We start from the raw sequence: 24,432 nt of genomic DNA, 5'->3' as shown, positions 1-24,432 counted from the left end.
TCGGATTCCCGCGCGTAGCCTGACGGTAGGTTTGTGGTGATCACCACCGATACCGGAGGGGGCACGATGGCTCTTCAGCTCGCTGAGCTGGCGTCCGAGGCGTACGTCTTCGGCTTCCCCCTCGTGTTCGATCTCGAGCAGGTCGAGCGCTTCACCACCACCGGTCTCGGCAGCCTTGCGCCGGCCCCGTTCAACGTCTTCAGCCACGCACGCACATTGGCCGGTCCCGACGACCGCTTCGTCTCGATCAACAACGACACCGTGTATTCGATCGCGCAGCTCGATCTCGGTGCCGGGCCGGTTCTCCTGAGCGTCCCCGAGGCATCCGACCGCTATCACGTGCTGCAGTTCGTCGATGCCTGGACCAACAACTTCGCCTACGTCGGAACCCGCGCGACCGGCGGACATGCCGGCGATTACCTCCTCGTTCCGCCGGGCTGGCAGCCCGACGCCGACGACGCTTCCGATCCTGAAGGAGACGGCGCGACGGTCATCCGGTTCCCCACGCGCGTCGGCACCATCGTCGGTCGCTGGGCCGTCGACGGCGAAGCCGACCTTCCCGCGGTCCACGCGCTCCAGGATGCCCTCACACTCACTCCCGTGCTGCAGACCCTCGCGCCACCCGAGGGACTCCCGGTCGTCGAACTCTCGGCCGGTGGCAGCGAGGCCCTCGACTTCTTCGAGCGGCTCCGGGTCTGGTCCCAGGCATTCCCGCCGGCCGACCGCGACCGCGACGCTCTCGACTCGTATGCCGCGCTCGGGCTCACCGGTGCGCGCCCTCTCGGCGAGGCTCCGCCCGAGGTGATGGACGCTCTCGAAGAGGGGTATGCGGCGGGCAAGGAAGCGCTGCTCTCCGCCATGCGGTCGGGCAAGCAGATGCCTGAGGTGAACGGCTGGCTCGACACGCTTCACGTGTTCGACTACAACCTCGACTTCTTCGAGATCGGCACGATCGACAGTCCTCAGTGGAAGGCCGACGACCCCCGCACCCGTTACGCGCAGCGGGCGGCGGCGGCACTCGGCGGACTCTGGGGCAACCACGGTTACGAAGCCTCGTATCCGATGACCTACACCGATGCGGCGGGCGAGGCCCTCACCGGCGAGCATGTCTACACGCTCCGTCTGCATCCCACGCCGCCCGTCGGCGCCTTCTGGTCCCTCACCATGTACGACCTGCCCGAGTTCTATCTCGTCGACAACGAGCTGGCGCGGTATTCGGTCGGCGACAGGACGCGAGGGATCGTGTACGACGACGACGGAGGATTGACGATCACCATGAGCACCACCAGGCCGAGCGACCCGACGGCAGCCGCCAACTGGCTGCCGGCGCCGAAGGGGGCCTTCCGGCCCATCCTCCGCATGTATGCCCCGGGGGCGCAGGTCCTCGACGGGCACTACCTGCTCCCGGCGATCGAGCGGGCCGCCTGAACGTGGCGCGATCGATCTACATCACGTCCGCCGAAGGTCACACCGGCAAGTCGTCCGTCGCTCTCGGCGTCGTCGAGGCTCTGCGTCACGCCGTCGGGCGCGTCGGTGTGTTCCGGCCCATCGCCCGTTCCACACAGGAACGGGACTACGTGCTCGAACTCCTGCTCCAGCGCGTGACGGTGCCGCTCGACTACGAGCAGACGATCGGCGTCACCTACGACGACGTGCACGCGGATGCGGACGCAGCCCTCTCCGAGATCGTCCGTCGATTCCGTGCAGTCGAGGCGGAATGCGACACCGTGGTCATCCTCGGCTCCGACTACACGGATGTCGGCAGCCCGACCGAACTCGGCTACAACGCACGCATCGCGGCCAACCTGGGAGCGCCGGTGCTGCTCGTGCTCGGCGGGCGGGTCGGGCAGGGCCTCGGTGAGCGACTCGGCCAGGCCGAACCGCGAACGGCGGACGACCTGCGCCAGCTCACCGAGATCGCGATGACAGAGCTCCGCGACGAGCACGCAGCCCTCCTCGCCGTGATCGTGAACCGAGCCGACGAGTCGGAGCTCGACGCGATCGTAGCCACGGTCGCGACGTCGGTCGCCGCAACGGCGGCGCCGGGAGCGGGCGGGGCGCCGGTCTGGGCCATTCCCGAAGACCCCTTCCTCGTCGCCCCGAGCATGCGCTCCATCATGGAGGCCACGGGTGCCACGCTGCTGGCCGGCGACGAGACGCTGCTCGCCCGCGAAGCGCTCGGCGTGGTCGTGGCGGCGATGTCGATGGACAACGTGCTCCCGCGACTGATCGAGGGATCGGTCGTCGTGGTGCCCGGCGATCGCACCGAAGTGCTGCTCGCCGTGCTGATGGCCAATGCGGCCGGCACTTTCCCGTCGATCACGGGCATCGTGCTGAACGGCGGATTCGAACTGCCGGAGCCGATCGACCGCCTCATCTCCGGCCTGCGTTCCACCGTCCCGGTCGTGAAGACCGCGCTCGGCACCTACGACGCCGTGGTGCGCATCACGCATGCCCGCGGTCGTCTCGCCGCGGATTCGCAGCGCAAGTACGACACGGCGCTCGCTCTGTTCGAGCGTCACGTCGACGCCAAGATCCTGCTCGATCGACTCGACGTGAGCCCGCGCGACGTCGTCACGCCGCTCATGTTCGAGTACGACCTCCTCGAGCGCGCACGGGCGGCCGACAAGCACATCGTGTTGCCCGAGGGCGAAGACGACCGCATCCTGCGTGCGGCCGCGACCCTTCTCTCGCGCGGTGTCGCTCGGCTGACGATCCTGGGCGAGCCGATCGAGGTGCGCGCCCGCGCGGTCGAGCTCGGCCTCGACCTCTCGGGAGCCGAGGTGCTCAGCCCGTTCGACGACGTGCTGCGGTTCCGGTTCGCCGAGGAGTACGCCCGACTCCGGGCTCACAAGGGGATCACGCTCGACCAGGCATCCGACACCGTGACCGACTCCTCGTACTTCGGCACCATGATGGTGCATCTCGGACTCGCAGACGGCATGGTCTCCGGTGCGGCGCACACGACAGCGCACACCATCCGGCCGGCGTTCGAGATCATCAAGACCCGGCCGGAGGTGTCGGTCGTCTCCAGCGTGTTCCTGATGGCGCTCGCCGACCGCGTGCTCGTCTACGGCGACTGCGCGGTCATCCCGGACCCGACGGCGGAGCAGCTGGCCGACATCGCGATCTCATCGGCCGAGACGGCGTCGCAGTTCGGCATCGAGCCGCGCGTTGCGATGCTGTCGTACTCCACCGGTGACTCGGGGGCCGGAGCTGACGTCGAGAAGGTGCGCGCTGCCACCGCGCTCGTTCACGAGCGGAGCCCGCAGCTCGCCGTCGACGGGCCGATCCAGTACGACGCCGCGGCGGACGCCGCCGTCGGGGCGGTTAAGCTGCCAGGCTCGGCGGTGGCCGGTCGGGCGACGGTGTTCATCTTCCCCGACCTCAATACGGGCAACAACACCTACAAGGCGGTGCAGCGCAGTGCCGGCGCCGTCGCGATCGGGCCGGTCCTCCAAGGATTGCGGAAGCCGATCAACGACCTCTCGCGCGGTGCGCTGGTCGAGGACATCGTCAACACGGTGGCCATCACGGCGATCCAGGCGGCGCTGTCATGAGCGCGGTGCTGGTGGTCAACAGCGGTTCATCGTCGTTCAAGTACCAGTTGATCGATATGGACACGGAGGAGGCGCTCGCGAGCGGGTTGGTCGAGCGCATCGGCGACGCCTCCGGGCAGACGACCCATCACGGCCCGCACGGAACCAGCGAGCGCACGCTCGCGATCCCGGATCACACGGCCGGATTCCGCGCGATGCTCGACGCTTTCGACGCCGACGGCCCGAGCCTGACCGAATACCCGCCCGTCGCGGTCGGCCACCGCGTCGTGCACGGCGGAAAGCGGTTCTTCGAGCCGACGGTCGTCACGCCGCTGGTCGAGATCAATATCGAAGACCTCGCCGATCTCGCTCCGCTGCACAACCCGGCCAACCTGCAAGGGATCCGAGCGGCCGAGAAGGCGTTCCCCGACGTTCCGCATGTCGCGGTCTTCGACACGGCCTTCCACCGGACGCTCCCTCCGGCGGCCTACACGTACGCGATCGACGCGGAGCTCGCCGAGAGGCACCGCGTGCGCCGCTACGGCTTCCACGGCACGTCGCACAAGTACGTCTCCGAGACGGTGGCGCGGTACCTCGACCGCCCGCTCGGCGATCTCAAGCAGATCGTGCTCCATCTCGGAAACGGGGCCTCGGCCTGCGCTGTCGACGGCGGTCGTTCGGTCGACACCTCCATGGGGCTGACGCCGCTCGAGGGGCTGGTGATGGGAACCCGGTCGGGCGACCTCGATCCGGCCGTCCTGGTGCACCTCTCCCGCCGCGCCCAGCTCTCCACCGACGAGCTCGACGAGCTCCTCAACCGACGCAGCGGCATATTCGGGCTCTCGGGGCACCGGGACATGCGGGATCTGCACGCAGCCATCGTCGACGGCGACCAGGGTGCCCGGCTAGCGCTCGACACGTACCTGCACCGACTCAAGCACTACATCGGCGCATACGCTGCCCTGCTCGGCGGACTCGACGTGGTGACCTTCACCGCCGGTGTCGGCGAGAACGACGCGGCGGTGCGGGCCGGTGCGCTTGCCGGCCTCGAATTCCTGGGCATCCGCATCGATGAAGGACGCAACGCCGAACGGTCGAAGAATACGCGGATCATCTCCGCCGACGACTCGGCGGTGACAGTGCTGGTGGTTCCGACCAACGAGGAACTGGAGATCGCGCGGCAGACGCTCGCGGCGATCGGGGAGAGCGCGGCCGCCGGGTGACCTCCGGCCGGTGAGGATGACGGTGAAGTCATGCGGTGGCGACGGCGCAACGGTCGAACGGCGATCCTGGTCGCCTGCGCGCTGACCGTCGCCGCGCTGCTCGGCGGTTGCGGCGCCTCGCCGGGCCCGGACGTGGGGCCGCACTTCGTGACCCCGCCGCTCATCCGCTACACCACCGTGCTCTGGCCGGTTCCACTCCAGCTCGTCGGAGCGGAGCCGGGAAGTCGGCTCCGGCTGGTGGCGACGGTCCCGACGAAGCGCGGAGTGTGGAGTTCGAGCGCGACCTACACGGTGCCGGGCACGGGCACGGTGGACCTGGCCATCGAGCGCCCGCAGCTCGCCCGGTTCACCGAGCCCGACTCCGCCGGACTCTTCTGGTCGTTGCGCGGACCGAGCCTGACGCCATCGGAGGTTCTGAAACTCTGGATGCGCACGACTCTTCCGGTGACGATCGACGTGTACGACGCGGGGCGGGTCGTGGCGAGCAGGGTCTTCCGCCTCGACGGTCTCGGCACGACGCGTGGTCCCATCACGGTCTACAGCAGCGATCTCGACGCCGCGTCCGCCCGGGCAGGCGACCGGCGACCGCCGCTCGGCCTGCCCGACCCGCCCCCGCCCACGACCCACGAGAACGGTCCCATCGGCCGGTTCTACAGTGCCACCTCCATCGAAAGGCCCCGCACGCCGGCGGTCGTCGTGTTCGATGATCCGGCCCTTGGCGCCTCGGCCGACTACGTCGCGCCGCTGCTGGCCCAATTCGGGGCATCCGTCTTCGTGCTCCCGATGGCGCGCGACGCCGATGGGCTGCACGCGGCCGGGGCGATCGACTCCTCGACGGTCGCCGCCGTGCTCGACTGGCTGCAATCGCGCCCCGATGTGAATGCGCGCAGCATCTTCGCGTACGGAACGTCGCAGTCCGAGCAGTTCGCGCTCTGGGCGGCGGCGCGGTTCGGCGGCCGGTTCGCGGGCGCGATCGGGGCGGGAGGGGTCTCGGCGCACCTCTGCCTCGCAGCCGGCGACTTCGCCCCGGTCTTCGAGAACGGCGTCGGTCTCCGGTGCGTTCGCGACGCGACGCAGGTCGATGCGCGCTCGGTCATCCCGCTCGGGTCGGTGAGGGGTCCGGTCGTCCTGGGCTGCGCGGGTCACGACGCCGTCCTTCCGAACTCGTGCGCGTGGCAGCGCGCCGTGCTCGCCACGCACACCGCCCGAGCCTCCGATCGCCTCGTGGAGGCGCCGGCCTCCACCCACGCCATGACCGTGCCGCCCGGCCTGCCGATCGCTCTCCCGTCCGGCGACGGACAGTCGACCCAGAAGGCGCGCATCGCGTTCTGGGATGCGGTGGGCGCCGTGCTGCTGAGAGCCGCGCGTCAATGACCGGCGGCATCCAGAGCCGGCATATCCGATGGCGTCGTGCCTCGACGATCGCAGCCTCGGCGGTCGCGATCGTGCTCACGTCGGCGCTCGCCGGTTGCGTCGGGGGCTCGGCATCCGTTCCCGCCCACTTCGTCATCGATCAGCCGCGCTCAGGCATCACCGACCCGGTCGCGATCTCGCTGGTCGGCCTGCAGCCGGACGAGACCGTGGTGCTCACCGCGACGACCAGGACGACGACCGGTCCGTGGGAGTCGCGCGCGGTGTACTCCGTGCCGCCCTCCGGCATCGTCGACCTCCACTCCGATAAACCGCTCATCGCGCCCTATGCGCGCGCCGACCAGGCGGGCCTGCTGTGGACGATGCAGGGGCCGTCTCTGAGCCAGGTGCAGCTCGAAGACGTGTGGGCGATCAGCGACAGGGACATCCGGCTGGTTGCCACGCAGGGCGGACGGGAGGTCGCCGCCACCACCGTCTACCGCACGGGCTTCGGCCACCAGGTGTCGGTGCAGTTCGTGTTCGCCGGCGACCTCATCCGCGGCGCGCAGAACACGGCGCCGGGCGGCACCACCTTCGACGTCAGGATCGGCACCTTCTACGATCCAGACCCGCGGCTCGTCTCCCGGAGGCCGGCCGTGCTGCTGATCGACGGAGACGACGGTGGCGGGAGCGCCGCCTTCGTCGCCTCGCAGCTGGCGAGTTCCGGATACCCGACGTTCGTCGTCACGGCGTTCGGGCCGGAGGGGCAGATCCCGGGGTCGGCGGCGCTCTCGGCCGAGAACCTGGACAACGGCCTCACCTGGCTGCAACGCCAGCACGACGTCGATCCCGCGCGCGTCTTCACGTACGGCACCTGGCGTGCCTCGCAGCTCGCGCTCTGGTACGCGACGCACCGGCCGGGAGCCGTCTTCGGGGCGTTCGCGGCGAGCGGGACGACCGCCCTCCTCTGCACGTCTTCGGCGGGATCGGCCGTGCTCACGGAGGACGGCGAACCAGTGCCGTGCGAAGACCCGCAGCGCACGATCGCCGACACGGCGCAACTGCAACTCGACCGCATCCCGGGCCCGTTGCTGCTGGCTTGCGGGGAGCGCGACGAGATCCTCGCCAATGCGTGCGAGTGGCTCGGTGCCGGCCGCATCGCCCGCGGCGAGCGGCCGGGCGACATCTACCTCGTCGCCCGGGGAGCGGCCCACTCCATCTCCACACCGCCGGTCGTCCCCGTCGGCCTTCAGGGACTCTCGCCGGCGGTCGCACAGGCGACGGAGGACGCGCGCGCGCAGTTCTGGGCCGACGTGCGGGGCATCCTCAGTGCGGAGACGCGCCGATGACCGGGGGAGTACTGACCGGGGGCGTGCGCCGCATGCTGTCCCGGGTCGCCGGGGCCGCGGCACTGGCCCTGGTCGCGCTCGCCGCATTGTCCGGATGCTCGGTGCCGGGGAACGCGTCGCACGGCGTGGGGCCGCGGTTCTCGCTGAGCAGCGATCCGAGCCCCGTGTGGCAGCCGGTGGGCATCCGGATGCTGGCGCTGCCGCCGGGGGAGCACGTGACGGTGACCGCCACGGTCACGTCCGGAGCGGTGTGGACGTCGCGAGCGGTGTACGCCGTGCCGCCCGACGGCGAGGTCGACCTGGCCACCCAGGCGCCGCTCTCCGCCGCTTTCCACGGCGCGGATGGGATGGGACTGTTCTGGTCGCTCGCTAACAGCGCCGGAACCCAGGCGACCTCGGACGAGACCTGGGGCGAATCCGGGATGGCGGTCGCGCTGTCCGCCCTGATCGACGGACGCAGGGTCGCGCACACGACCGTGCACCGCACGGGGCTCGCCTCTGCCGCCCCCTCGCGCGCCGTGTTCGACGACGGCATCAGCGGGGACTTCTTCGAGCCGAAGACCTCGTCGGCCGGGCTGCGGCCGGCCGTGATCGTCTTCGACGGAACCGACAGCGGAACCCCCACCGGAGTGCTGGCCGCATCGGAGATCGCCGCGCTCGGCTATCCGGCGCTCGCGCTCTCGGCCTTCGGATCGGCCGGTCAGGTCGATCTCACGCACGTCTTCCCGGCGGAACGCTTCGCGTCGGCGCTCAGCTGGCTGCGCGCGCAACCCGGTGTCGATCCCGAACGCATCCTGACGTTCGGCACGTCCCGCGGCGCACAGCTCGCGCTCTGGACGGCGGTGGCCTACTCGGACACGGTGTACGGCGCGATCGCCCCGGCCGGGACGACCGGGCTGATCTGCAATTCACCCGTCCCGAACCCGTCGGTGACGATCAACGGCAGCTGGGTGCCGTGCAACTCCGGGACGCGCACCGTGAATGCGGCGGCCGTGCTCGATCTGTCGGGCATCCGGGGGCCGCTCGTGCTCGGCTGCGCAGGCCACGACGAGCAGCTCGACAACGGATGCGCGTGGCTGGCCGCCGGCGCGAAGGCGCGCGGTCAGCACCCGGGCGACACGATGCTGGTCGCACCCGACGCGACCCACCTCTTCTACGTGCCGCCGTACACGCCGCTGTACCTGCCGGGCGCGCCCTATGCGCAGGCCACCGAGAACGCTCGCGTGCGATTGTGGACGGCGATCGCCGCCACACTGCGCGCCTCCCGTGAAGGCTGAACGGACCGGACCGACTGTCAGTGGGGACAAGTAGCATGAGGGGGTGGTTACCGCACTGTATCGCCGCTATCGGCCAGACACCTTCGCCGAGATGATCGGGCAGTCGCAGGTGACCGAGCCGCTGATGACGGCACTGCGCACCAACCGGGTCAATCACGCCTATCTGTTCAGCGGTCCACGCGGATGCGGCAAGACGACGTCGGCGCGCATCCTGGCCCGCTGCCTCAACTGCGCGGAGGGGCCGACGGACACCCCGTGCGGCAAATGCTCGAGCTGCATCGAGCTGAGCCGCGACGGCAGCGGATCGCTCGACGTGGTCGAGATCGACGCGGCCAGCCACAACGGCGTCGACGACGCCCGCGACATCCGGGAGCGCGCCATCTTCGCCCCCGCCCGCGACCGCTACAAGATCTTCATCCTCGACGAGGCGCACATGGTGACGCCGCAGGGCTTCAACGCGCTGCTCAAGATCGTCGAGGAGCCGCCGGAGCACGTCAAGTTCATCTTCGCCACCACGGAGCCGGAGAAGGTCATCGGCACCATCCGGTCGCGCACGCACCACTACCCGTTCCGCCTGGTTCCGCCGGCGCAGATGCTGGAGTACGTGCAGACCCTCTGCGACAGCGAGGGCGTCACCGTCGCGCCCGGCGTCCTGCCGCTGGTCGTGCGGGCCGGAGGCGGCTCGCCGCGTGACACCCTCTCGCTGCTCGACCAGCTCATGGCAGGCTCCGACAACAACACGGTCGACTACGAGCGCGCGGTCGCGCTGCTCGGGTACACGCACGCCGCCCTCCTCGACGAGGTCATCGACGCGATCGCCGCGCGGGATGCCGCGGGAGCGTTCGCCGCTGTCGATCGCGTCGTGCAGACGGGTCAGGACCCGCGTCGGTTCGTCGAAGACCTCCTCGAGCGCCTGCGCGACCTCATCGTCGTCGCCGCGACCAGCGCGGAGGGCGCCGCTGCGGTGCTGCGCGGGGTGCCCCAGGACGAACTCGACCACATGAGCATGCAGGCCATGAAGTTCGGTGCCGCGGAGCTCTCCCGGTCCGCCGACATCGTGAACGCCGCGCTCACCGAGATGACCGGCGCCACGTCGCCGCGACTCCACCTCGAACTCATGATCGCGCGCGTGCTCGTGCCGTCGAGCGACGAGTCCGAGCGCGGGGCGCTCGCGCGCGTCGAGCGTCTCGAGCGCCGGGTCGGCGTCAGCGACGCGGTGTCCGGTGACTCCACGGCGGCACCGGAAACGGCGCGTGCCGCTGCGCGAGCCACGCCGGCACCGGCCGCTGCGCCGGCAGCCGGGGCGTCCGCCCGTGCCGAGGCTGCCCCTGCTGCTGCGCCGACCCCCGCTCCGACGGCCGCGACGTCGACGGCTGCCGAGCCGGCAGCGGCGCCGGAGTCCGCACCCGCCGATGCCACACCCACCGACTCCGCGGAGCCGACCGCTGCTCCTTCTCCGTCCGCCGCCGCTGAGGCGCCCGTTGCATCCGTCGCCCCCGTCGGTCCGGTCAGCACGCAGCAGGTCAAGGACGCGTGGCCCCAGATCCTCGACGCGGTGCAGCGGGCCAAGCGCAGCGCCTGGATGGTCGTGTTCACCGCCCAGGTGCGCTCGCTCGTCGACGACGTTCTCACCCTGTCGTTCACGAGCGACAACGATGTGGCCGGGTTCCGGCAGCAGCAGACGGGCGACGCGCTCGGCGTGAGCGAATACCTGCGTCAGGCGATCGTCGACGTGCTCGGCATCCGGGTCAAGTTCATCGCCCGCGCCGACGGAGCGGCCTCGAGCGGCCCGTCTGCGCCGACGCAGACTCCGCTTGCGGGCTCGACGCCGGCACCGCAACCTGCCGCCTCGCGCGGTGGCGCCGTATCCGGGGACTCGGGAGCGTCGGGCGCATCCGGTGGCTCCGCCGCCGCGGGATCGACAGCCTCCGCGCCGGGTGCTGCGGCACCAGCGGCGGCTCGCGCCTCGGCGCCGTCGTCGCCGGCTGCCTCGGCGTCCGCTTCGGCATCCACCTCGGCCGCATCCACCACCGAATGGGCGACCGTCGCCATCCCCGGCGCCGGTGACGCGGCAGCCGCCGCGGCCCCGCTGCCGCCGTCGGCGGTCGAGGCACCAGCGGGGGCATCCGCCCGATCGTCGGCACCGGCCGGCGCGGTCGCGACCCTCGAGCGGGAAGTTCCCTACGACGACGTGCCGCCGCCCGAGATCGAGCCGCCCTACGAGCCGCCGCTGCCGCCCGAGCCGGAAGGCGAATGGGCAGAGCCGACCGACGACGGAGGAATCCCGCCCCGCGCATCCGCAGCGGGCACTCCCTCCACGTCGGCACCGGCCTCGGCCGCACCGTCGGCCGCGGCGGCAGCGCCAGCACCGGCCGCCCGCGCCCAGCGCACGCCCGCGTCGGCATCGGCGTCGTCGACCTCCGCTCCGGCATCCGGCGCGCGGACCCCCACCTTCCAGGCGCCGCAGCGTTACGGGGAGGCCGTGGTGCGCGAGATCCTCGGCGCCACATTCATCGAAGAGCAGGCGGCACCGCCTGCCGGGTCGAGGTAATACGTGTACGAAGGAATCGTCCAGGAACTCATCGACGAACTGGGCCGCCTTCCCGGCATCGGGCCGAAGTCGGCGCAGCGCATCGCGTTCCACATCCTGCAGACGGAGACGTTCGACGTCACCCGTCTCGCCGAGGTGCTCCTCGAGGTGCGCGACAAGGTGCGGTTCTGCGAGATCTGCGGCAACGTCTCCGAGCAGGAGACCTGCACGATCTGCCGGGACCCCCGCCGTGATCCCGCCCTCATCTGCGTCGTAGAAGAGGCGAAAGACGTGGTCGCCATCGAGCGCACCCGCGAGTTCCGGGGGCTCTACCACGTGCTCGGGGGAGCGATCAGCCCGATCGACGGCGTCGGACCCGACGACCTGCGCATCCGGCAGCTGATGCAGCGCCTCGCCGACGGCACGGTGCAGGAAGTCATCATCGCCACCGACCCCAACCTCGAAGGCGAGGCGACGGCCACCTATCTGAGCCGCCTCCTCACCACGCTCGAGATACGCGTCACCCGCCTCGCCTCCGGCCTGCCCGTCGGCGGCGACCTCGAGTACGCCGATGAGGTCACACTCGGCCGCGCGTTCGAGGGCCGGCGCATCGTCTCCTGAGGCCCGTCCCGCGTCCACGTCATATTCCGGAGCCAGCAAGCGACGCCGGATAGAATGGACGCTCCGGCTTCTCAGCCGCCGATCCCAGGAGTGTTCGTGGCCCTAATCGTGCAGAAGTTCGGCGGGTCCTCCGTCGCCAACGCCGAGAGCATCAAGCGCGTCGCCAAACGCATCGTCGAGACCCGCAAGGGCGGGAACGAAGTGGTCGTCGCGGTCTCCGCCATGGGCGACACCACCGACGAACTGCTCGACCTCGCGCACGATGTCACGCCCATCCCGGCGCCGCGCGAACTCGACATGCTGCTGACCGCCGGAGAGCGCATCTCGATGGCCCTGCTCGCCATGGCGATCCGCAGCATGGGCTACGACGCCCGGTCGTTCACGGGCAGCCAGGCCGGCATGATCACCGACGCCCAGCACGGTGCCGCCCGCATCGTCGACGTCACCCCCGGCCGCATCCGCGACGCCCTCGACGAAGGCGCCATCGCGATCGTCGCCGGCTTCCAGGGGTTCAACCGCGACACCCGCGACATCACCACGCTCGGTCGCGGCGGCTCCGACACGACCGCCGTCGCCCTTGCGGCCGCCCTCGGCGCCGAGGTGTGCGAGATCTACACCGACGTCGATGGCGTCTTCACCTCCGACCCCCGGGTCGTGCCCAGCGCGCGCAAGATCGACCGGATCAGCAGCGAAGAGATGCTCGAACTGGCCGCAGCGGGCGCGAAGGTGCTGTATATCCGCGCGGTGGAATATGCGCGCCGCCACAACGTGACACTCCACGTGCGCTCGTCGTTCAACAACAACGAGGGAACGCTCGTGCTCAACGAAGCAGCGGTCGAGGCCGCGAAGAAGAAGGATGGAACCGTGGAAGAGCCCATCATCGCCGGTATCGCCACCGACCTCAGCGAGGCCAAGATCACGGTCGTCGGTGTTCCCGACGTGCCGGGCAAGGCGGCACAGATCTTCAAGATCGTCGCCAAGACCGAGGCCAACGTCGACATGATCGTGCAGAACGTCTCGGCTGCGGCGACCGGTCTCACCGACATCTCGTTCACCCTCCCGAAGTCGGAGGGCCAGCGGGTGCTGACCGCCCTCAAGGCGGAGCAGCAGGACGTGGGCTTCCAGTCGCTGCAGTACGACGACCAGATCGGCAAGCTCGCTCTCGTCGGCGCCGGCATGCGCACCAACACCGGCGTCTCCGCGAAGCTGTTCGAGGCGCTGTTCGACGCGGGCATCAATATCGAGATGATCTCCACGAGCGAGATCCGCATCTCGGTCGTCACCCGCGCCGACAGCGTCAACGAGGCCGCGCGGGTCGTGCACTCCGCCTTCGGTCTCGACGGCGACACCCAGGCCATCGTCTACGCCGGCACCGGCCGCTAGGCGTCAAGCGGCGCCGGCGGGGAATGGCCGGCGTCCTCCCATCGTTCGACTCATCAACACCATCCACCGGAAGGGCCCATCGTGACCGAGACACCCGCGTTCACCGTTGCCGTCGTCGGCGCCACCGGCCAGGTCGGAAGCGTCATGCGCCGCCTGCTCGAAGAGCGCGATTTCCCCGTGAAGGCGATCCGCTTCTTCTCCTCCGCGCGTTCGGCCGGCACGACCCTCCCGTTCAAGGGCGAGAGCATCGTGGTCGAAGACGCGGCGACAGCAGATGTCTCCGGCATCGACATCGCGCTCTTCTCCGCGGGCGCCACCGGTGCCAAGGCACAGGCCCCGCGGTTCGCCGAGGCGGGTGCGATCGTGATCGACAACTCGAGCGGCTGGCGCATGGACCCCGACGTCCCGCTGGTGGTCAGCGAGGTGAACCCCGAGGCGATCGCGGATGCGCGCAAGGGCATCATCGCCAACCCGAACTGCACCACGATGGCGGCCATGCCCGTTCTCAAGGTGCTGCACGAGGAGGCCGGCCTCGAGCGCCTCATCGTGAGCACGTACCAGGCGGTCTCCGGTTCGGGCCTCGCCGGCGCCGAGGAGCTGGCCGGCCAGATCCGCACCGCGGTCGCCGACGAGAACCTCCTCCAGCTGGTGCACGACGGCTCGGCTGTGGCCATGCCCGAGCCGGTGAAGTACGTGCGCCCGATCGCCTTCGATGTCATCCCGCTCGCGGGATCGATCGTCGACGACGGCGCCAACGAGACCGATGAAGAGAAGAAGCTCCGCAACGAGAGCCGCAAGATCCTCGGTCTCCCCGACCTCCTCGTGAGCGGAACCTGCGTGCGCGTCCCTGTGTTCACCGGTCACTCCCTCTCGATCAACGCCGAGTTCTCGCGCCCGCTGTCAGCAGCCCGCGCCGAGGAGCTGCTGTCGAACGCACCCGGCGTGGTGCTCACCGACGTGCCGACCCCGCTCGAGGCCGCAGGAAAGGACCCGAGCTTCGTCGGCCGCATCCGTCAGGACGAGGGCGTGCCGAACGGCCGCGGCATCGCGCTGTTCATCAGCAACGACAACCTGCGCAAGGGTGCGGCGCTGAACGCCGTGCAGATCGCCGAGCTGGTCGCCGAACGTCTCGCGTCGCCCGTCTCGGCGTAGCGTTCACTCCTCTAGCGTTCACTCCTCCGGCGTTCACTCCTCCGGCGTGAGCATCCGGGCGGCGATGTCCTGGTGCGCAAGTCGGCGGAGTGCGGCGACGATCGGTTCGTAGAGGGCGGTGCCGAGCACGGCGTACTCGACCGCCGCTTCGGCATCGGCCGGCATCTGCGCGAGGTCGTACGCCGCGATCGCCCGGAGATGCTCGGCATAGACCGACAGCCGATCGGACGTCATCGGGATGCCGGCGGTCTCCACCGCCTCGAGCGCGCGTTCGAGCTGCGCCACCGCGGCGTACTGAGGATCGAACACCTGGCCGACCTCCGCCAGCGCAGCTTGCGCCCGCGGATAGGGCGGCGCGGTGTCGAGGTAGGGCGGAAGGGCGGCGACGGCTTCGCCGAGGGTGTCGAACAGCGAGGCATCCGGATGCTCGATCAGCGCCAGTACGACCTTCACCTTCTGCAGGGGGAGTCCGGCGACGTCGGAGAGCGCCCGGATGAGAGCGATACGTCTCACGTGCGCCTCACCGTAGAGCGCCTGGGTCGCGCTGGTGGCCTCACCCGGCATGAGCATGCCCTCACGCAGGTAGAACTTGATCGTCGCGACGGGAACCCCGGTCGTCGATGACAACTGCGAGATCCGCATGCCCTGCTCCTCCGCCGCTCGATCGATGACGCGGCTCTTGACTTGGATAGTAACACTATCTACGCTACTGGATACCAACACTATCCAGTAGGAGGACGTCATGCTGCAGCCCGCCAGCGCCATCACCGCCGGAATCGTCGTGCTCGCGGTCATCACCATCGCGTACGGCGGAACCTTCATGCTCCGCGTCGTCACCGGTAAGCAGGGGGCGAACGATCTGCAGAAGAGCTTCTTCCGCGCGGGGCACGCCCACGCCGGCGTGCTCGTCATCCTCGGTCTCGTGGTGCTTCTGCTGCTCGATGCGGCCGGGATCACCGGCTGGGCCCATTTCGGCGCCGACGGCGTGCTCGTGTCGGCCATCCTGATCCCCGCCGGGTTCTTCCTCTCGGTCATCGGCCACGACCCGCAGCGCCCGAACGGCGTCAAGGCGCTGATCTGGATCGGGTTCGGACTGCTCACGGTGAGCCTGCTCGTCGCCGGCATCGGCCTGATCGTCGCCGGCGCGAACGCGCTCTCCTGACGAGAGCGAACGCTCTCCTGCCGAGAGCCGTCCCGGACGGCGGGAGGGGCGGATCGCGGGTCGGGCAGGTGCACAGCGAGGGCACCGTAGGATTGTCTGGTGAGTAATTCTCCCATCGACGTCGTCCTGATCGGCGGGGGCATCATGAGCGCAACGCTCGGAGCCCTCATCCAGCGTGTACAGCCCGACTGGACCATCCGCCTCTACGAGAACCTGGGCGAAGTGGCCCAGGAGAGCTCGAACCCGTGGAACAACGCCGGGACGGGCCACGCCGCCCTCTGCGAGCTCAACTACATGCCGGAGGCGGCGGACGGCTCGGTCGACCCGGCCAAGGCGATCAGCATCAACGAGCAGTTCCAGCTGAGCCGTCAGTTCTGGGCGAGCCTGGTGACCGCCGGCGATCTGCCCGAACCGAACACGTTCATCAACTCGACCCCGCACATGACGTTCGTGCGCGGCCGGGACAACGTGCGCTATCTGCGCAAGCGGTACGAGGCGCTCAAGGACCAGCCGCTGTTCGCCGGCATGGAGTACAGCGAAGACCCCGCGGTCATCGGCGAGTGGACACCGTTGCTGACGAAGAAGCGGAACGCCAAGCAGCGCATCGCCGCGACCCGCGCCGCCTCCGGAACCGACGTCGACTTCGGCGCCCTGACCCGGGCGCTCGTCGACGACCTCTCGCGACGTGGAGCCGACATCGCCCTGAACCACAAGGTCCGCAGCATCAAGCGCACCAAAGACGGGCTCTGGCGGCTCAAGGTGCTCCACATGGTCGGCCACACGCCGCACGAGGTGAAGGCACGCTTCGTGTTCGTCGGGGCGGGCGGCGGCGCGCTGCACCTGCTGCAGAAGGCGGGCATCCCGGAGATCAAGGGGTTCGGCGGCTTCCCGATCTCGGGGCAGTTCCTCCGTACCAGCGACCCGAAGATCGTGGCGCAGCACCAGGCCAAGGTCTACGGAAAGGCAGCGGTCGGAGCGCCGCCGATGTCGGTGCCGCACCTCGACACCCGCGTCGTCGACGGCGAGGCGTCGCTGCTGTTCGGCCCGTACGCCGGGTTCAGCCCGAAGTTCCTCAAGACGGGCACCTGGTGGGACCTGCCCGGCTCCGTGCGCCCGAGCAACCTCATCCCCATGCTCGCCGTGGCGAAAGACAACTTCGACCTCATCAAGTACCTGGTCGGCGAGCTGCTCGCCAATCGCGCGAAGAAGATGAAGGCCCTGCAGGAGTTCATGCCCACCGCCAAGAGCGAGGACTGGGAGCTCATCACGGCCGGTCAGCGCGTGCAGGTGATGAAGAAGGACGCCAAGAAGGGCGGCGTGCTGCAGTTCGGCACCGAGGTCATCGCGTCGGCCGACGGCTCGATCGCGGGTCTGCTCGGAGCATCGCCGGGTGCGTCCACGGCGGTGCCGATCATGCTGGATGTCCTCAAGCGCTGCTTCCCGGAGCAGTACAACGGCTGGGTGCCGACGCTGACCGCGCTCATCCCCACGATGGGCAGCACGCTCAACGACCGTCCGAAGGACGCGCAGAAGGTCATGGCGTCCACAGCGGAGACCCTGCACCTGACGCAGTAACGCTGAAAACACGCCACCAGGATGCGAGTTCGGCGGGAATGCTGGACAGGTGCGTCGCGGGACTGCTAGCCTCGACGACGCTATGAAGTAGGAATCTCCTTTCGTCCCGCGCCCGAGGCTCGACCTGACGATGTCGCTCATGACATCGTGGCGCCGCCGACATAGCCAGATGGTCTTCCGATCATCGCTCTTCAGCGCTCCGGCGCGGCTGTCGGTGGTCATGCCCGGCGGGAACCGGCTCCTCGGAGCGCTCGAAAAGGCGGTTCTCATGCCACAAACCATCCCATCAACGTCACACATCGCCGCGTCGACGGCCGGCTACCTGAAGGCCGACGGGGTGTCCCAGAGCTACGGCGACCGCCGGGTGCTCACGGATGTCTCGCTGACCGTCGCGCCGGGCTCCCGTCTCGGCCTCATCGGCGAGAACGGCGTCGGCAAGTCGACGCTCCTGCGCATCCTCGCGGGTGCGGAGGCGCCCGACTCCGGCGTGCTCGCGCGGCCGGAGCGCACCGGCATCCTCTGGCAGGAGGTGCGGTTCGACCCGTCCGAGACCCTCTCGGCGCTGATCGAGAATGCGCTGGCCGACGTGCGCGCCATCGAGCGCACGCTCGAACTCGCCGCGCACCAGCTCGCCGGAGACGATCCGGAGGCGCCGGCGCGCTACGAGCGCGCGCTTGCTGCGGCCGAACGCGCCGAGATCTGGAGCGCGGATGCGCGCCGCGACGAGCTGCTCGACGGGCTCGGTGTCGGAGACATCCCGCTCGACCGCACACTGGCGGAGGTCTCGGGGGGTCAGCGGAGCCGGTTCGCCCTGGCGGCGCTGCTGCTCGAGCGGCCGGATGCGCTGCTGCTCGACGAGCCCACCAACCACCTCGACGACGCTGCAGCCGCCTTCCTCGAACGGCAGTTGTCGTCGTGGCGCGGTCCGGTGGTGTTCGCCAGCCACGACCGCGCCTTCCTCGACGCTGTCGCGACAGGACTGTTCGATCTCGATCCCTCGCGGTCGGGCACGACGGTCTTCGGCGGCGGCTACAGCGCCTATCTCGCGGCGAAGGCCGACGAGCGCGCGCGCTGGGAGAAGCAGTTCGCCGCCGAGCAAGACGAGCTGAAGGCTCTGAAGTTCGCGGTCGAGGTCACCGCGCGCGACATCTCCTGGAGCGGCAAGGTGCGCGACAACGACAAGTTCGCGAAGTCGTTCAAGGGAGGTGCTCTCGACAAGCAGATCAGCCGGCGGATCAAGAACGCCTCCGGTCGCCTCGACGATCTCCGCGAGAACCAGGTGCGCAAGCCCCCGGCCGTTCTCAGCTTCGCGGGCATCCCGACCGGCTCGCACGCCCTCGGTGAGGAGACCGGTCTGCTGGTGCAGGTGACGGATGCGCGGATCGGCGACCGCCTGCGGGTCGAGGCCTTCCGGGTCGAGCCGCAGTCGCGCATCCTGATCACGGGCCACAACGGCGCCGGCAAGTCGACGCTGCTCACGGCGATGGCGGGGCGGCTCGCGCTGGACTCGGGAGCGATCTCGCGTCGCAAGGGTCTGCGGGTCGGTCTGCTCGAGCAGGATGTGCGGTTCGCCGATCCGTCGGCGAGTCCGCGCCGCATCTACGAGGAGCAGCTGGGGGAGCGTCGTGCCGAAGCGCGGCCGCTCACCGGTCTCGGCCTCATCGCCCCGCGCGATGTGGACCGCGAGGTCGGCCGGCTCTCGATCGGGCAGCAGCGCCGGCTGGCACTGGCGCTCATCCTGGCGAAGCCGCCGCACGTGTTCCTGCTCGACGAGCCGACGAACCACCTGTCGCTGTCGCTGGCCACGGAACTCGAAGAGGCACTCGGAGGCTACCCGGGCGCCGTGGTGGTGGCGAGCCACGATCGCTGGCTGCGCGGAAACTGGAGCGGGGAGCGCATCGAGATGTCGGCCGGGCGCCTCGTGTCGTGAGAGCCGCGCGCCCCTCGGTCGCTTGCTTAAGATTCGAACATATGTTCGAATATCAGCATGAGATGGAGCGGGCAAGAACTCACGGCTGAGGAGCCGTCGACCCTGCCAGGGCTCGCGCGGCTCAACAACCTCGTGCGCTCCGTGCGCACTCCCGACTTCGCGGGCATCACGTTCCACGAGGTGCTCGCGAAGTCGGCGCTCAACAAGATCCCGGGCGGCGGGGGAGCGATGCCGTTCGGCTGGACGATCAACCCGTACCGCGGGTGCAGCCATGCGTGCGTCTATTGCTTCGCCCGGCCGACGCACTCCTACCTCGAACTCGACGGCGGCAAGGACTTCGATCAGGAGATCATCGTCAAGGTCAACGTGGCCGAGGTGCTGCATAAGGAGCTGACGAAACCGAGCTGGGGACACCATCCGGTGGCACTCGGCACCAACACCGACCCGTATCAGCGGGCGGAGGGACGCTACGCGCTGATGCCGGGGATCATCGATGCGCTCGCCGACTCGGGCACGCCGTTCAGCATCCTGACCAAGGGCACCCTGCTGCGGCGCGATCTCGATCGACTGGCCGAGGCGGCGACCAGGGTGCCCGTCGACATCGCGATGTCGATCGCCGTTTACGACGACGAGCTGCAGCAGTCCGTCGAGCCGGGCACGCCGACCACCAAGGCGCGGCTGGCGACGGTCACCGCCGTTCGTGAGCACGGTCTCGACTGCTCCGTGTTCCTGATGCCGATCCTTCCGTACCTCACGGATACGCGCGCTCATCTCGACGACGCGCTGCGACAGGCGAAGGAGGCGGGCGCCACCTCGGTGCTCTACACCGCTCTGCACCTCAAGCCGGGGGTGAAGGAGTGGTACTACCTGTGGCTCGAGCGCGAGCATCCGCAGTTGCTTCCGCTGTACCGGAAGATGTATCTGGGAGGCACGTACCCGCCGAAGGACTACCGCCGCTGGCTGGCGGCGAAGATCAAGCCGCTGATCCGTGCGCACGGCCTCGAACGCGGCGTCGAGGATCCCGTGACCGGCGGGGTGCGGTCGACGGCGCTCGGCACGATGCGCGACGCCGAGGGGGAGCGCAGGCGCACGGCGGCCATGGCGGATGCGGGCGCCGGCGTCATCGCCGAGGAAGTGGGCGGGGAGACGCTCGGCGTCACCATACTCGGAGTCCAGCCGACTCTGTTCTGATCCCCGATGGGGGGCGCGTTACGGTCCGCCGAAGTGCACATCGGCGTTCGGCCGGGGTACATGTCCCCGGAATTCGGGGTACACACGGGACCTATTCGATGGCATAATTCCCGGTGGTGAAGCCCCGACCGGAGCGTCACCGTCGGCCGACCCGGACCCCGTCGACCGGACGCATGCCGGCGACGCCACCGGGCGAACGCCGACAGCAGGCACGGCGGCCCGATCGTTCGGTGACGTCGAAGCGATGCGACCAGCGAAGGGGGTGCGTCTCATGTCACTCGGCCTGCCGAGCCATCTGTCGATCCGAGCGAACGCGCGCGCCATCGCGGTCGCCGCCCGCTGGGCCGGCGCGGTCTGCCTCGGCGCAGCGCTCGTCAACGTGGTCGTCTCGAGCGCCGGTTCGGGCGATCGCTACGCCTGGCTGGCGATCCTGGCGCTGGTCCCCATGGTCGGCCTGCTCATCATGCTCGGTCGCCGGCGGACCGTGGCGCTGACCATCGCCTATCTGCTCGTCGGCGCGATCTGCACCTTCTTCTATGTGCTCGCGCTGCTCACCGCCACCCCGAGCTACCACGACACCAACCTGTTCGTGATCGCGCTGCCGATCGTCGCGATGACCCTCGTGGGCGGAACCGGCACGGGCGCGCTGTCGGGGGTGCTGTGGGCGACAGTCGGCTTCGCCCTGGCGGAGGCCGCGGTGTTCTTCGCGGCGACGGTCGCCGGCCGCACGTTCCGCACCGACGCGATCTCGCTCGGCGCCTACTTGCTCCTCATCGGCATCCTGACGTTCGACGGCCTCACCCGTGGGTCCAGGGGCCGCACGCAGTCGGCCATCCACCGGGCGGTTCGCGACATGCGGCTCATCGAGCTGCGCCGCGACCTGATCGCCGACTCGATCGCCGAGCTGCACGACACGGTGCTCAGCGAGCTGCTGGCGATCGCCGGATCGGAACCGGGTCCGCTCTCGCCGCGACTCCGCGAACGGATCGAGGCCGACCTGTTGAGCCTCGGGCGCGACCGGTCGGCCGCGGCGGGCGACGTGCGGCGCGAAGACTGGTACGAGAGTGAACTGCTCGAAGCCGTCGAACTCGCGCGCGACGAGGGTCTGACCGTCGACCTCTCCGGAGAGCGCGGCGCACTCGGACGCCTGAGCGCCGACCGCAGGCGCGCCCTCGGGCTCGCGACCCGGCAGTGCCTGGTGAACGTGCTGAGGCACTCGGGGAGCGCGATCGCCGAGGTCGCCATTTCGGCGTCCGGCGATGTCGTCACGGTGATGGTCGTCGACGAGGGTCATGGCTTCGTCCCGTCGTCCACGGCGTCCGACCGCCTCGGGCTGCGCCAGTCGGTGCACGATCGCATCGAGCGGGTCGGCGGCACAGTCACCATCTTCTCGAGTCAGGATGTCGGGACGACGGTGTTGCTCGCCGTGCCGATCGACCACGACGAAGAGGCGATCGCATCGTGAGCGCGCTCGACGACGCCGCGATCATGCGGCTGCGGACCAACCCGCTCGAACGCACCCCCCAGCGTCTCGACCCGCTCGGGGCGCAGTCCGCCTGGCTGCTGGTGCCCGTGCTGAGCGTGATCTCCCTGACGTACGCCGTGTACTCGACCGTGTCGCATGCGGCACAGATTGTGCATCCGTCACTGGCCTGGTGGGCGATCATCGTGCTCGCGGTCGGGGGAGTCGTCTATTCGCTGCGATCGTATCCGGGGCTCGCGCCGTTCGGGCGGTGGTCGCATCTGTCGGTGGTCGCCGTGACCGTCGTCGCCGCCTGTCTGTTCACGGCGTCGATGTGGGGGCACAATGAGCGCATCCAAGACGACTGGGGTCAGATCGCTGTCGCGCTCGTCGTCACCACAATGAGCCTGTACCGCCCGATCTCCGAGGTCATCTCGGTCGCGGCGGTCGCAGCGGTGATCCTGGGCATCGCGGCAGCAGTGCAGGCCCCCTTCCTGACGATCACCAACGCCTCCCTCGTGTACGCCTCGGTCGCGGCGACACCGATCATCGCGCTCGCCTGCGGCGGGGCCGGTTACGCGTGGACGATGACGGGCGAGACGCTCGCCTGGCGCGAAGTCGCGCGCGACGGGCAGGCGCGTTTGGAACCGGAGCTCCGCGACACCGCGCAGCGCATGGTGAGTCAGGAGACCAACACCACTCTCAATGAGGCGACGGCTCCGTTCCTGGCGGCGGTGCTGGAACGCGGCGAGATCACCGCGGCCGATGCGGAACGCGCGCGCGACCTGGCGACGGCGCTGCGCAACGCGTCGATCGCCGCCGTCGACCGCACCTGGCTGGGTGAAGCGCTCGCGCAGGCCCTGGCAGCGCGCGGGGAGGATCCGCGCGCCGTGCCCGACTCGTCGCGGGTCTCCGACCCGGATCGGCTCGAGCGCGCGCTGAGCGACGAGCAGCGGGCCATCGTCGGTGCGATCATCAGCACCGTCGCCAAGCTTCCGTCCCTGGATCCCGCATCGGTGCGGATCGCCGCCGCCGACCCGTCGCATCCGGCCTTCGCGCTCACCTGCCGCACCGCGGAGCCGCGGCGGCAGCTCCGGCGCGAGCTGCTCCCGTTCCTCAGCGCGCTGCGCTCCGTCGGGCTGAATGCGTCCCTCCACCTCGCCGGTGACGAACTGACGCTGCGTTTCTCGTACCCTGGAGGCGAGAACCGATGAGTACAGCACCCTCCGAAACCCCCGCCCCACCGATCCGCCTCGCCCTCCTCGACGACCACGAACTCCTGCTCGACAGCCTCGCCAGCTGGATCGAGAAGCATGCGCCGGAGTTCGATCTCGTCCTGCGCGCGAGCACCTGGCTCGAGCTGGTGCACAGCGACGCGTTCCCCACCGACCTGGTCATCATGGACCTGCAGCTGCGGGAGTCCGTCTCGATCGGGGCCCGCGTGCGCACCTGCCGGGCGGCGGGTGCCAAAGTGATCGTGCTCAGCGCGATGGACACGCAGGACGACCGGGATGCGGCACTCGCCGCGGGCGCGGTCGCCTACCTCACGAAGACGCAGCCGATGAGCGAGGTGCTGGAGGCCGCGCTCGCCGCGATGGGCCGCGGTCCGGCGGGTTCCGCAGAGGGTGGCGCTGTGTCGTCGAAGGCTCCCGAGACGGCCTGGCGACCCCGGCCGATCATTCCGGAAGCCCAGAAGCCCCACCTCAGCGATGGCGAGCGGCACGCGCTCACGCTCTACGCGGACGGTCGCACGACATCCGAGGTCGCACGCGAGATGAACGTGCAGTACGAGACGGCGAAGACCTACTTGCGCCGGGTGCGCGAGAAGTACGGAAAGGTCGGACGGCACACGAGTTCGAGAGCGGATCTCATCCGGCGCGCGGCAGAAGACGGGTATCTGACCTGACGCCACCGGTGCCTGCAGTGCCGGTAGTGCCTGCAGTGCCGGTAGTGCCTGCGGTGCCTTCGGTGCCTGCCCGGCGTTGAACCGAGCAGTCTGTACGACCGAATAGGATCGTCTGGTGGCAAAACTCTATTTCCGGTATGGAGCGATGAACAGCGGTAAGAGCACCGCGATGCTTCAGGCCGCCTACAACTACGAAGAGCGCGGTCACCGTGTGCTCCTCACCAAGCCGTCGATCGACACCAAGGGCGACCTCGGCATCCTGTCGCGCCTCGGCGTCACGCGCGAGGTCGACTTCCTGATCGCGCCGGAGACCGACGCCTACGGCAAGTTCCAGCAGCACCGCGAACGCACCATCAAGCGCTACGACCGCGATGTGAGCGCGCTGCTCGTCGATGAGGCGCAGTTCCTCACCGAAGGTCAGGTCGACGACCTGCTGCGCATCGCGCTTCTCGAGAACATCCCCGTGCTCGCCTACGGCATCCGCACCGACTTCCAGACGGTCGCGTTCCCCGGCAGCAGGCGACTGCTCGAGATCGCCCACAGTCTCGAAGAGCTCAAGACGATCTGCCGTTGCGGCCGCAAGGCGATCTTCAATGCGCGCAAGATCGACGGAGTGTTCGTGTTCGACGGTGACCAGGTCGCCATCGACGGAGCCTCCGTCAGCTACGAATCGCTCTGCGGCGCCTGCTACCTTCAGGAGAGCCAGGGAGTGCTGAACAACGGGCGATGGCCTTTGGAGAGTGCAGTGTATTCGAGCGAACCCGACGCGGACTTCAGCTGAA

19 protein-coding genes are annotated in these 24,432 nt (G+C 69.5%); 18 read left to right on the top strand and 1 reads right to left on the bottom strand.

The window, feature by feature from the left end; genetic code table 11:
* The first annotated feature begins 66 nt into the window (after positions 1–66).
* From PKE84_RS11845 to PKE84_RS11800, 10 genes are all read left to right on the top strand, one after another.
* The gene (locus PKE84_RS11845; protein ID WP_271177456.1) at positions 67–1,428 is read left to right on the top strand and encodes a DUF1254 domain-containing protein; all 1,362 of its coding nucleotides are present in this window, start codon (positions 67–69) and stop codon (positions 1,426–1,428) included.
* Between the two features lie 2 nt (positions 1,429–1,430).
* The gene (pta, locus tag PKE84_RS11840) at positions 1,431–3,560 is read left to right on the top strand and encodes a phosphate acetyltransferase (protein WP_271177455.1); all 2,130 of its coding nucleotides are present in this window, start codon (positions 1,431–1,433) and stop codon (positions 3,558–3,560) included.
* Positions 3,557–4,762, top strand: a complete 1,206-nt coding sequence (locus PKE84_RS11835; protein ID WP_271177454.1) for an acetate/propionate family kinase — start codon at positions 3,557–3,559, stop codon at positions 4,760–4,762. Before pta ends, PKE84_RS11835 begins: the two co-directional genes overlap by 4 nt.
* 30 nt (positions 4,763–4,792) lie before the next feature.
* Positions 4,793–6,136, top strand: coding sequence for an acyl-CoA thioesterase/bile acid-CoA:amino acid N-acyltransferase family protein (locus PKE84_RS11830; protein ID WP_271177453.1), 1,344 nt, complete (start codon positions 4,793–4,795; stop codon positions 6,134–6,136).
* Positions 6,133–7,461: an acyl-CoA thioesterase/bile acid-CoA:amino acid N-acyltransferase family protein gene (locus PKE84_RS11825; protein WP_271177452.1), complete on the top strand. Its 1,329-nt coding sequence runs from the start codon at positions 6,133–6,135 to the stop codon at positions 7,459–7,461. The genes PKE84_RS11830 and PKE84_RS11825 overlap by 4 nt, the downstream gene beginning before the upstream one ends.
* On the top strand, positions 7,458–8,738 hold the full coding sequence (locus PKE84_RS11820) for an acyl-CoA thioesterase/BAAT N-terminal domain-containing protein (RefSeq protein WP_271177451.1): 1,281 nt from the start codon (positions 7,458–7,460) through the stop codon (positions 8,736–8,738). The genes PKE84_RS11825 and PKE84_RS11820 overlap by 4 nt, the downstream gene beginning before the upstream one ends.
* Positions 8,739–8,781: 43 nt before the next feature.
* Complete coding sequence (locus PKE84_RS11815; RefSeq protein ID WP_271177450.1) at positions 8,782–11,289, top strand: DNA polymerase III subunit gamma and tau; 2,508 nt, start codon at positions 8,782–8,784, stop codon at positions 11,287–11,289.
* Positions 11,290–11,292: 3 nt separating this feature from the next.
* Positions 11,293–11,889 carry a recombination mediator RecR gene (recR, locus tag PKE84_RS11810; protein WP_271177449.1) on the top strand — a complete coding sequence of 199 codons (597 nt, stop codon included), beginning with the start codon at positions 11,293–11,295 and terminating at the stop codon, positions 11,887–11,889.
* A 96-nt stretch (positions 11,890–11,985) separates the two neighbouring features.
* Entirely contained in the window at positions 11,986–13,272 is a 1,287-nt protein-coding gene (locus PKE84_RS11805; protein ID WP_271177448.1) for an aspartate kinase, read from the top strand.
* A gap of 78 nt (positions 13,273–13,350) precedes the next feature.
* The gene (locus PKE84_RS11800) at positions 13,351–14,424 is read left to right on the top strand and encodes an aspartate-semialdehyde dehydrogenase (protein WP_373877140.1); all 1,074 of its coding nucleotides are present in this window, start codon (positions 13,351–13,353) and stop codon (positions 14,422–14,424) included.
* A gap of 33 nt (positions 14,425–14,457) precedes the next feature.
* On the opposite strand, the gene PKE84_RS11795 is transcribed toward PKE84_RS11800, so the two are convergent.
* Positions 14,458–15,066 carry a MerR family transcriptional regulator gene (locus PKE84_RS11795; protein ID WP_271177446.1) on the bottom strand — a complete coding sequence of 203 codons (609 nt, stop codon included), beginning with the start codon at positions 15,064–15,066 and terminating at the stop codon, positions 14,458–14,460.
* A 100-nt stretch (positions 15,067–15,166) separates the two neighbouring features.
* On the opposite strand from PKE84_RS11795, the gene PKE84_RS11790 reads away from it, so the two are divergent.
* The 8 genes from PKE84_RS11790 to PKE84_RS11755 all read left to right on the top strand — a co-directional run bounded on the left by PKE84_RS11790 (position 15,167) and on the right by PKE84_RS11755 (position 24,431).
* Positions 15,167–15,586 (top strand): hypothetical protein, encoded by a 420-nt coding sequence (locus tag PKE84_RS11790; protein WP_271177445.1) that lies wholly within the window; start codon positions 15,167–15,169, stop codon positions 15,584–15,586.
* 99 nt (positions 15,587–15,685) lie between these two features.
* Positions 15,686–17,161: a malate:quinone oxidoreductase gene (locus PKE84_RS11785; protein ID WP_271177444.1), complete on the top strand. Its 1,476-nt coding sequence runs from the start codon at positions 15,686–15,688 to the stop codon at positions 17,159–17,161.
* 268 nt (positions 17,162–17,429) lie between these two features.
* Positions 17,430–19,091, top strand: coding sequence for an ABC-F family ATP-binding cassette domain-containing protein (locus tag PKE84_RS11780; protein WP_271177443.1), 1,662 nt, complete (start codon positions 17,430–17,432; stop codon positions 19,089–19,091).
* A gap of 57 nt (positions 19,092–19,148) precedes the next feature.
* The gene (locus tag PKE84_RS11775; protein WP_271177442.1) at positions 19,149–20,282 is read left to right on the top strand and encodes an Rv2578c family radical SAM protein; all 1,134 of its coding nucleotides are present in this window, start codon (positions 19,149–19,151) and stop codon (positions 20,280–20,282) included.
* 271 nt (positions 20,283–20,553) lie between these two features.
* Positions 20,554–21,747 carry a sensor histidine kinase gene (locus tag PKE84_RS11770; protein WP_271177441.1) on the top strand — a complete coding sequence of 398 codons (1,194 nt, stop codon included), beginning with the start codon at positions 20,554–20,556 and terminating at the stop codon, positions 21,745–21,747.
* Positions 21,744–22,958, top strand: a complete 1,215-nt coding sequence (locus tag PKE84_RS11765; protein ID WP_271177440.1) for a hypothetical protein — start codon at positions 21,744–21,746, stop codon at positions 22,956–22,958. The genes PKE84_RS11770 and PKE84_RS11765 overlap by 4 nt, the downstream gene beginning before the upstream one ends.
* Positions 22,955–23,650, top strand: a complete 696-nt coding sequence (locus tag PKE84_RS11760; protein WP_271177439.1) for a helix-turn-helix transcriptional regulator — start codon at positions 22,955–22,957, stop codon at positions 23,648–23,650. Before PKE84_RS11765 ends, PKE84_RS11760 begins: the two co-directional genes overlap by 4 nt.
* Before the next feature lie 115 nt (positions 23,651–23,765).
* Positions 23,766–24,431: a thymidine kinase gene (locus PKE84_RS11755; protein ID WP_271177438.1), complete on the top strand. Its 666-nt coding sequence runs from the start codon at positions 23,766–23,768 to the stop codon at positions 24,429–24,431.
* Position 24,432 lies beyond the last annotated feature (1 nt).

It is taken from the genome of Leifsonia poae, assembly GCF_027921845.1.
Classification (GTDB): domain Bacteria; phylum Actinomycetota; class Actinomycetes; order Actinomycetales; family Microbacteriaceae; genus Leifsonia; species Leifsonia poae.
The sequence above is the reverse complement of the archived record's forward strand: the minus strand, read 5'-3'. Positions and strand labels throughout refer to the sequence as shown.

Bases quoted from the DNA above. Each gene is read 5' to 3' on its own strand.
- PKE84_RS11845 (WP_271177456.1), top strand. From the start codon at position 67: ATGGCTCTTCAGCTCGCTGAGCTGGCGTCCGAGGCGTACGTCTTCGGC.
- PKE84_RS11835 (WP_271177454.1), top strand. From the start codon at position 3,557: ATGAGCGCGGTGCTGGTGGTCAACAGCGGTTCATCGTCGTTCAAGTAC.
- PKE84_RS11830 (WP_271177453.1), top strand. From the start codon at position 4,793: ATGCGGTGGCGACGGCGCAACGGTCGAACGGCGATCCTGGTCGCCTGC.
- PKE84_RS11825 (WP_271177452.1), top strand. From the start codon at position 6,133: ATGACCGGCGGCATCCAGAGCCGGCATATCCGATGGCGTCGTGCCTCG.
- PKE84_RS11820 (WP_271177451.1), top strand. From the start codon at position 7,458: ATGACCGGGGGAGTACTGACCGGGGGCGTGCGCCGCATGCTGTCCCGG.
- PKE84_RS11795 (WP_271177446.1), bottom strand. From the start codon at position 15,066: ATGCGGATCTCGCAGTTGTCATCGACGACCGGGGTTCCCGTCGCGACG.
- PKE84_RS11790 (WP_271177445.1), top strand. From the start codon at position 15,167: ATGCTGCAGCCCGCCAGCGCCATCACCGCCGGAATCGTCGTGCTCGCG.
- PKE84_RS11780 (WP_271177443.1), top strand. From the start codon at position 17,430: ATGCCACAAACCATCCCATCAACGTCACACATCGCCGCGTCGACGGCC.
- PKE84_RS11775 (WP_271177442.1), top strand. From the start codon at position 19,149: ATGAGATGGAGCGGGCAAGAACTCACGGCTGAGGAGCCGTCGACCCTG.
- PKE84_RS11770 (WP_271177441.1), top strand. From the start codon at position 20,554: ATGTCACTCGGCCTGCCGAGCCATCTGTCGATCCGAGCGAACGCGCGC.
- PKE84_RS11760 (WP_271177439.1), top strand. From the start codon at position 22,955: ATGAGTACAGCACCCTCCGAAACCCCCGCCCCACCGATCCGCCTCGCC.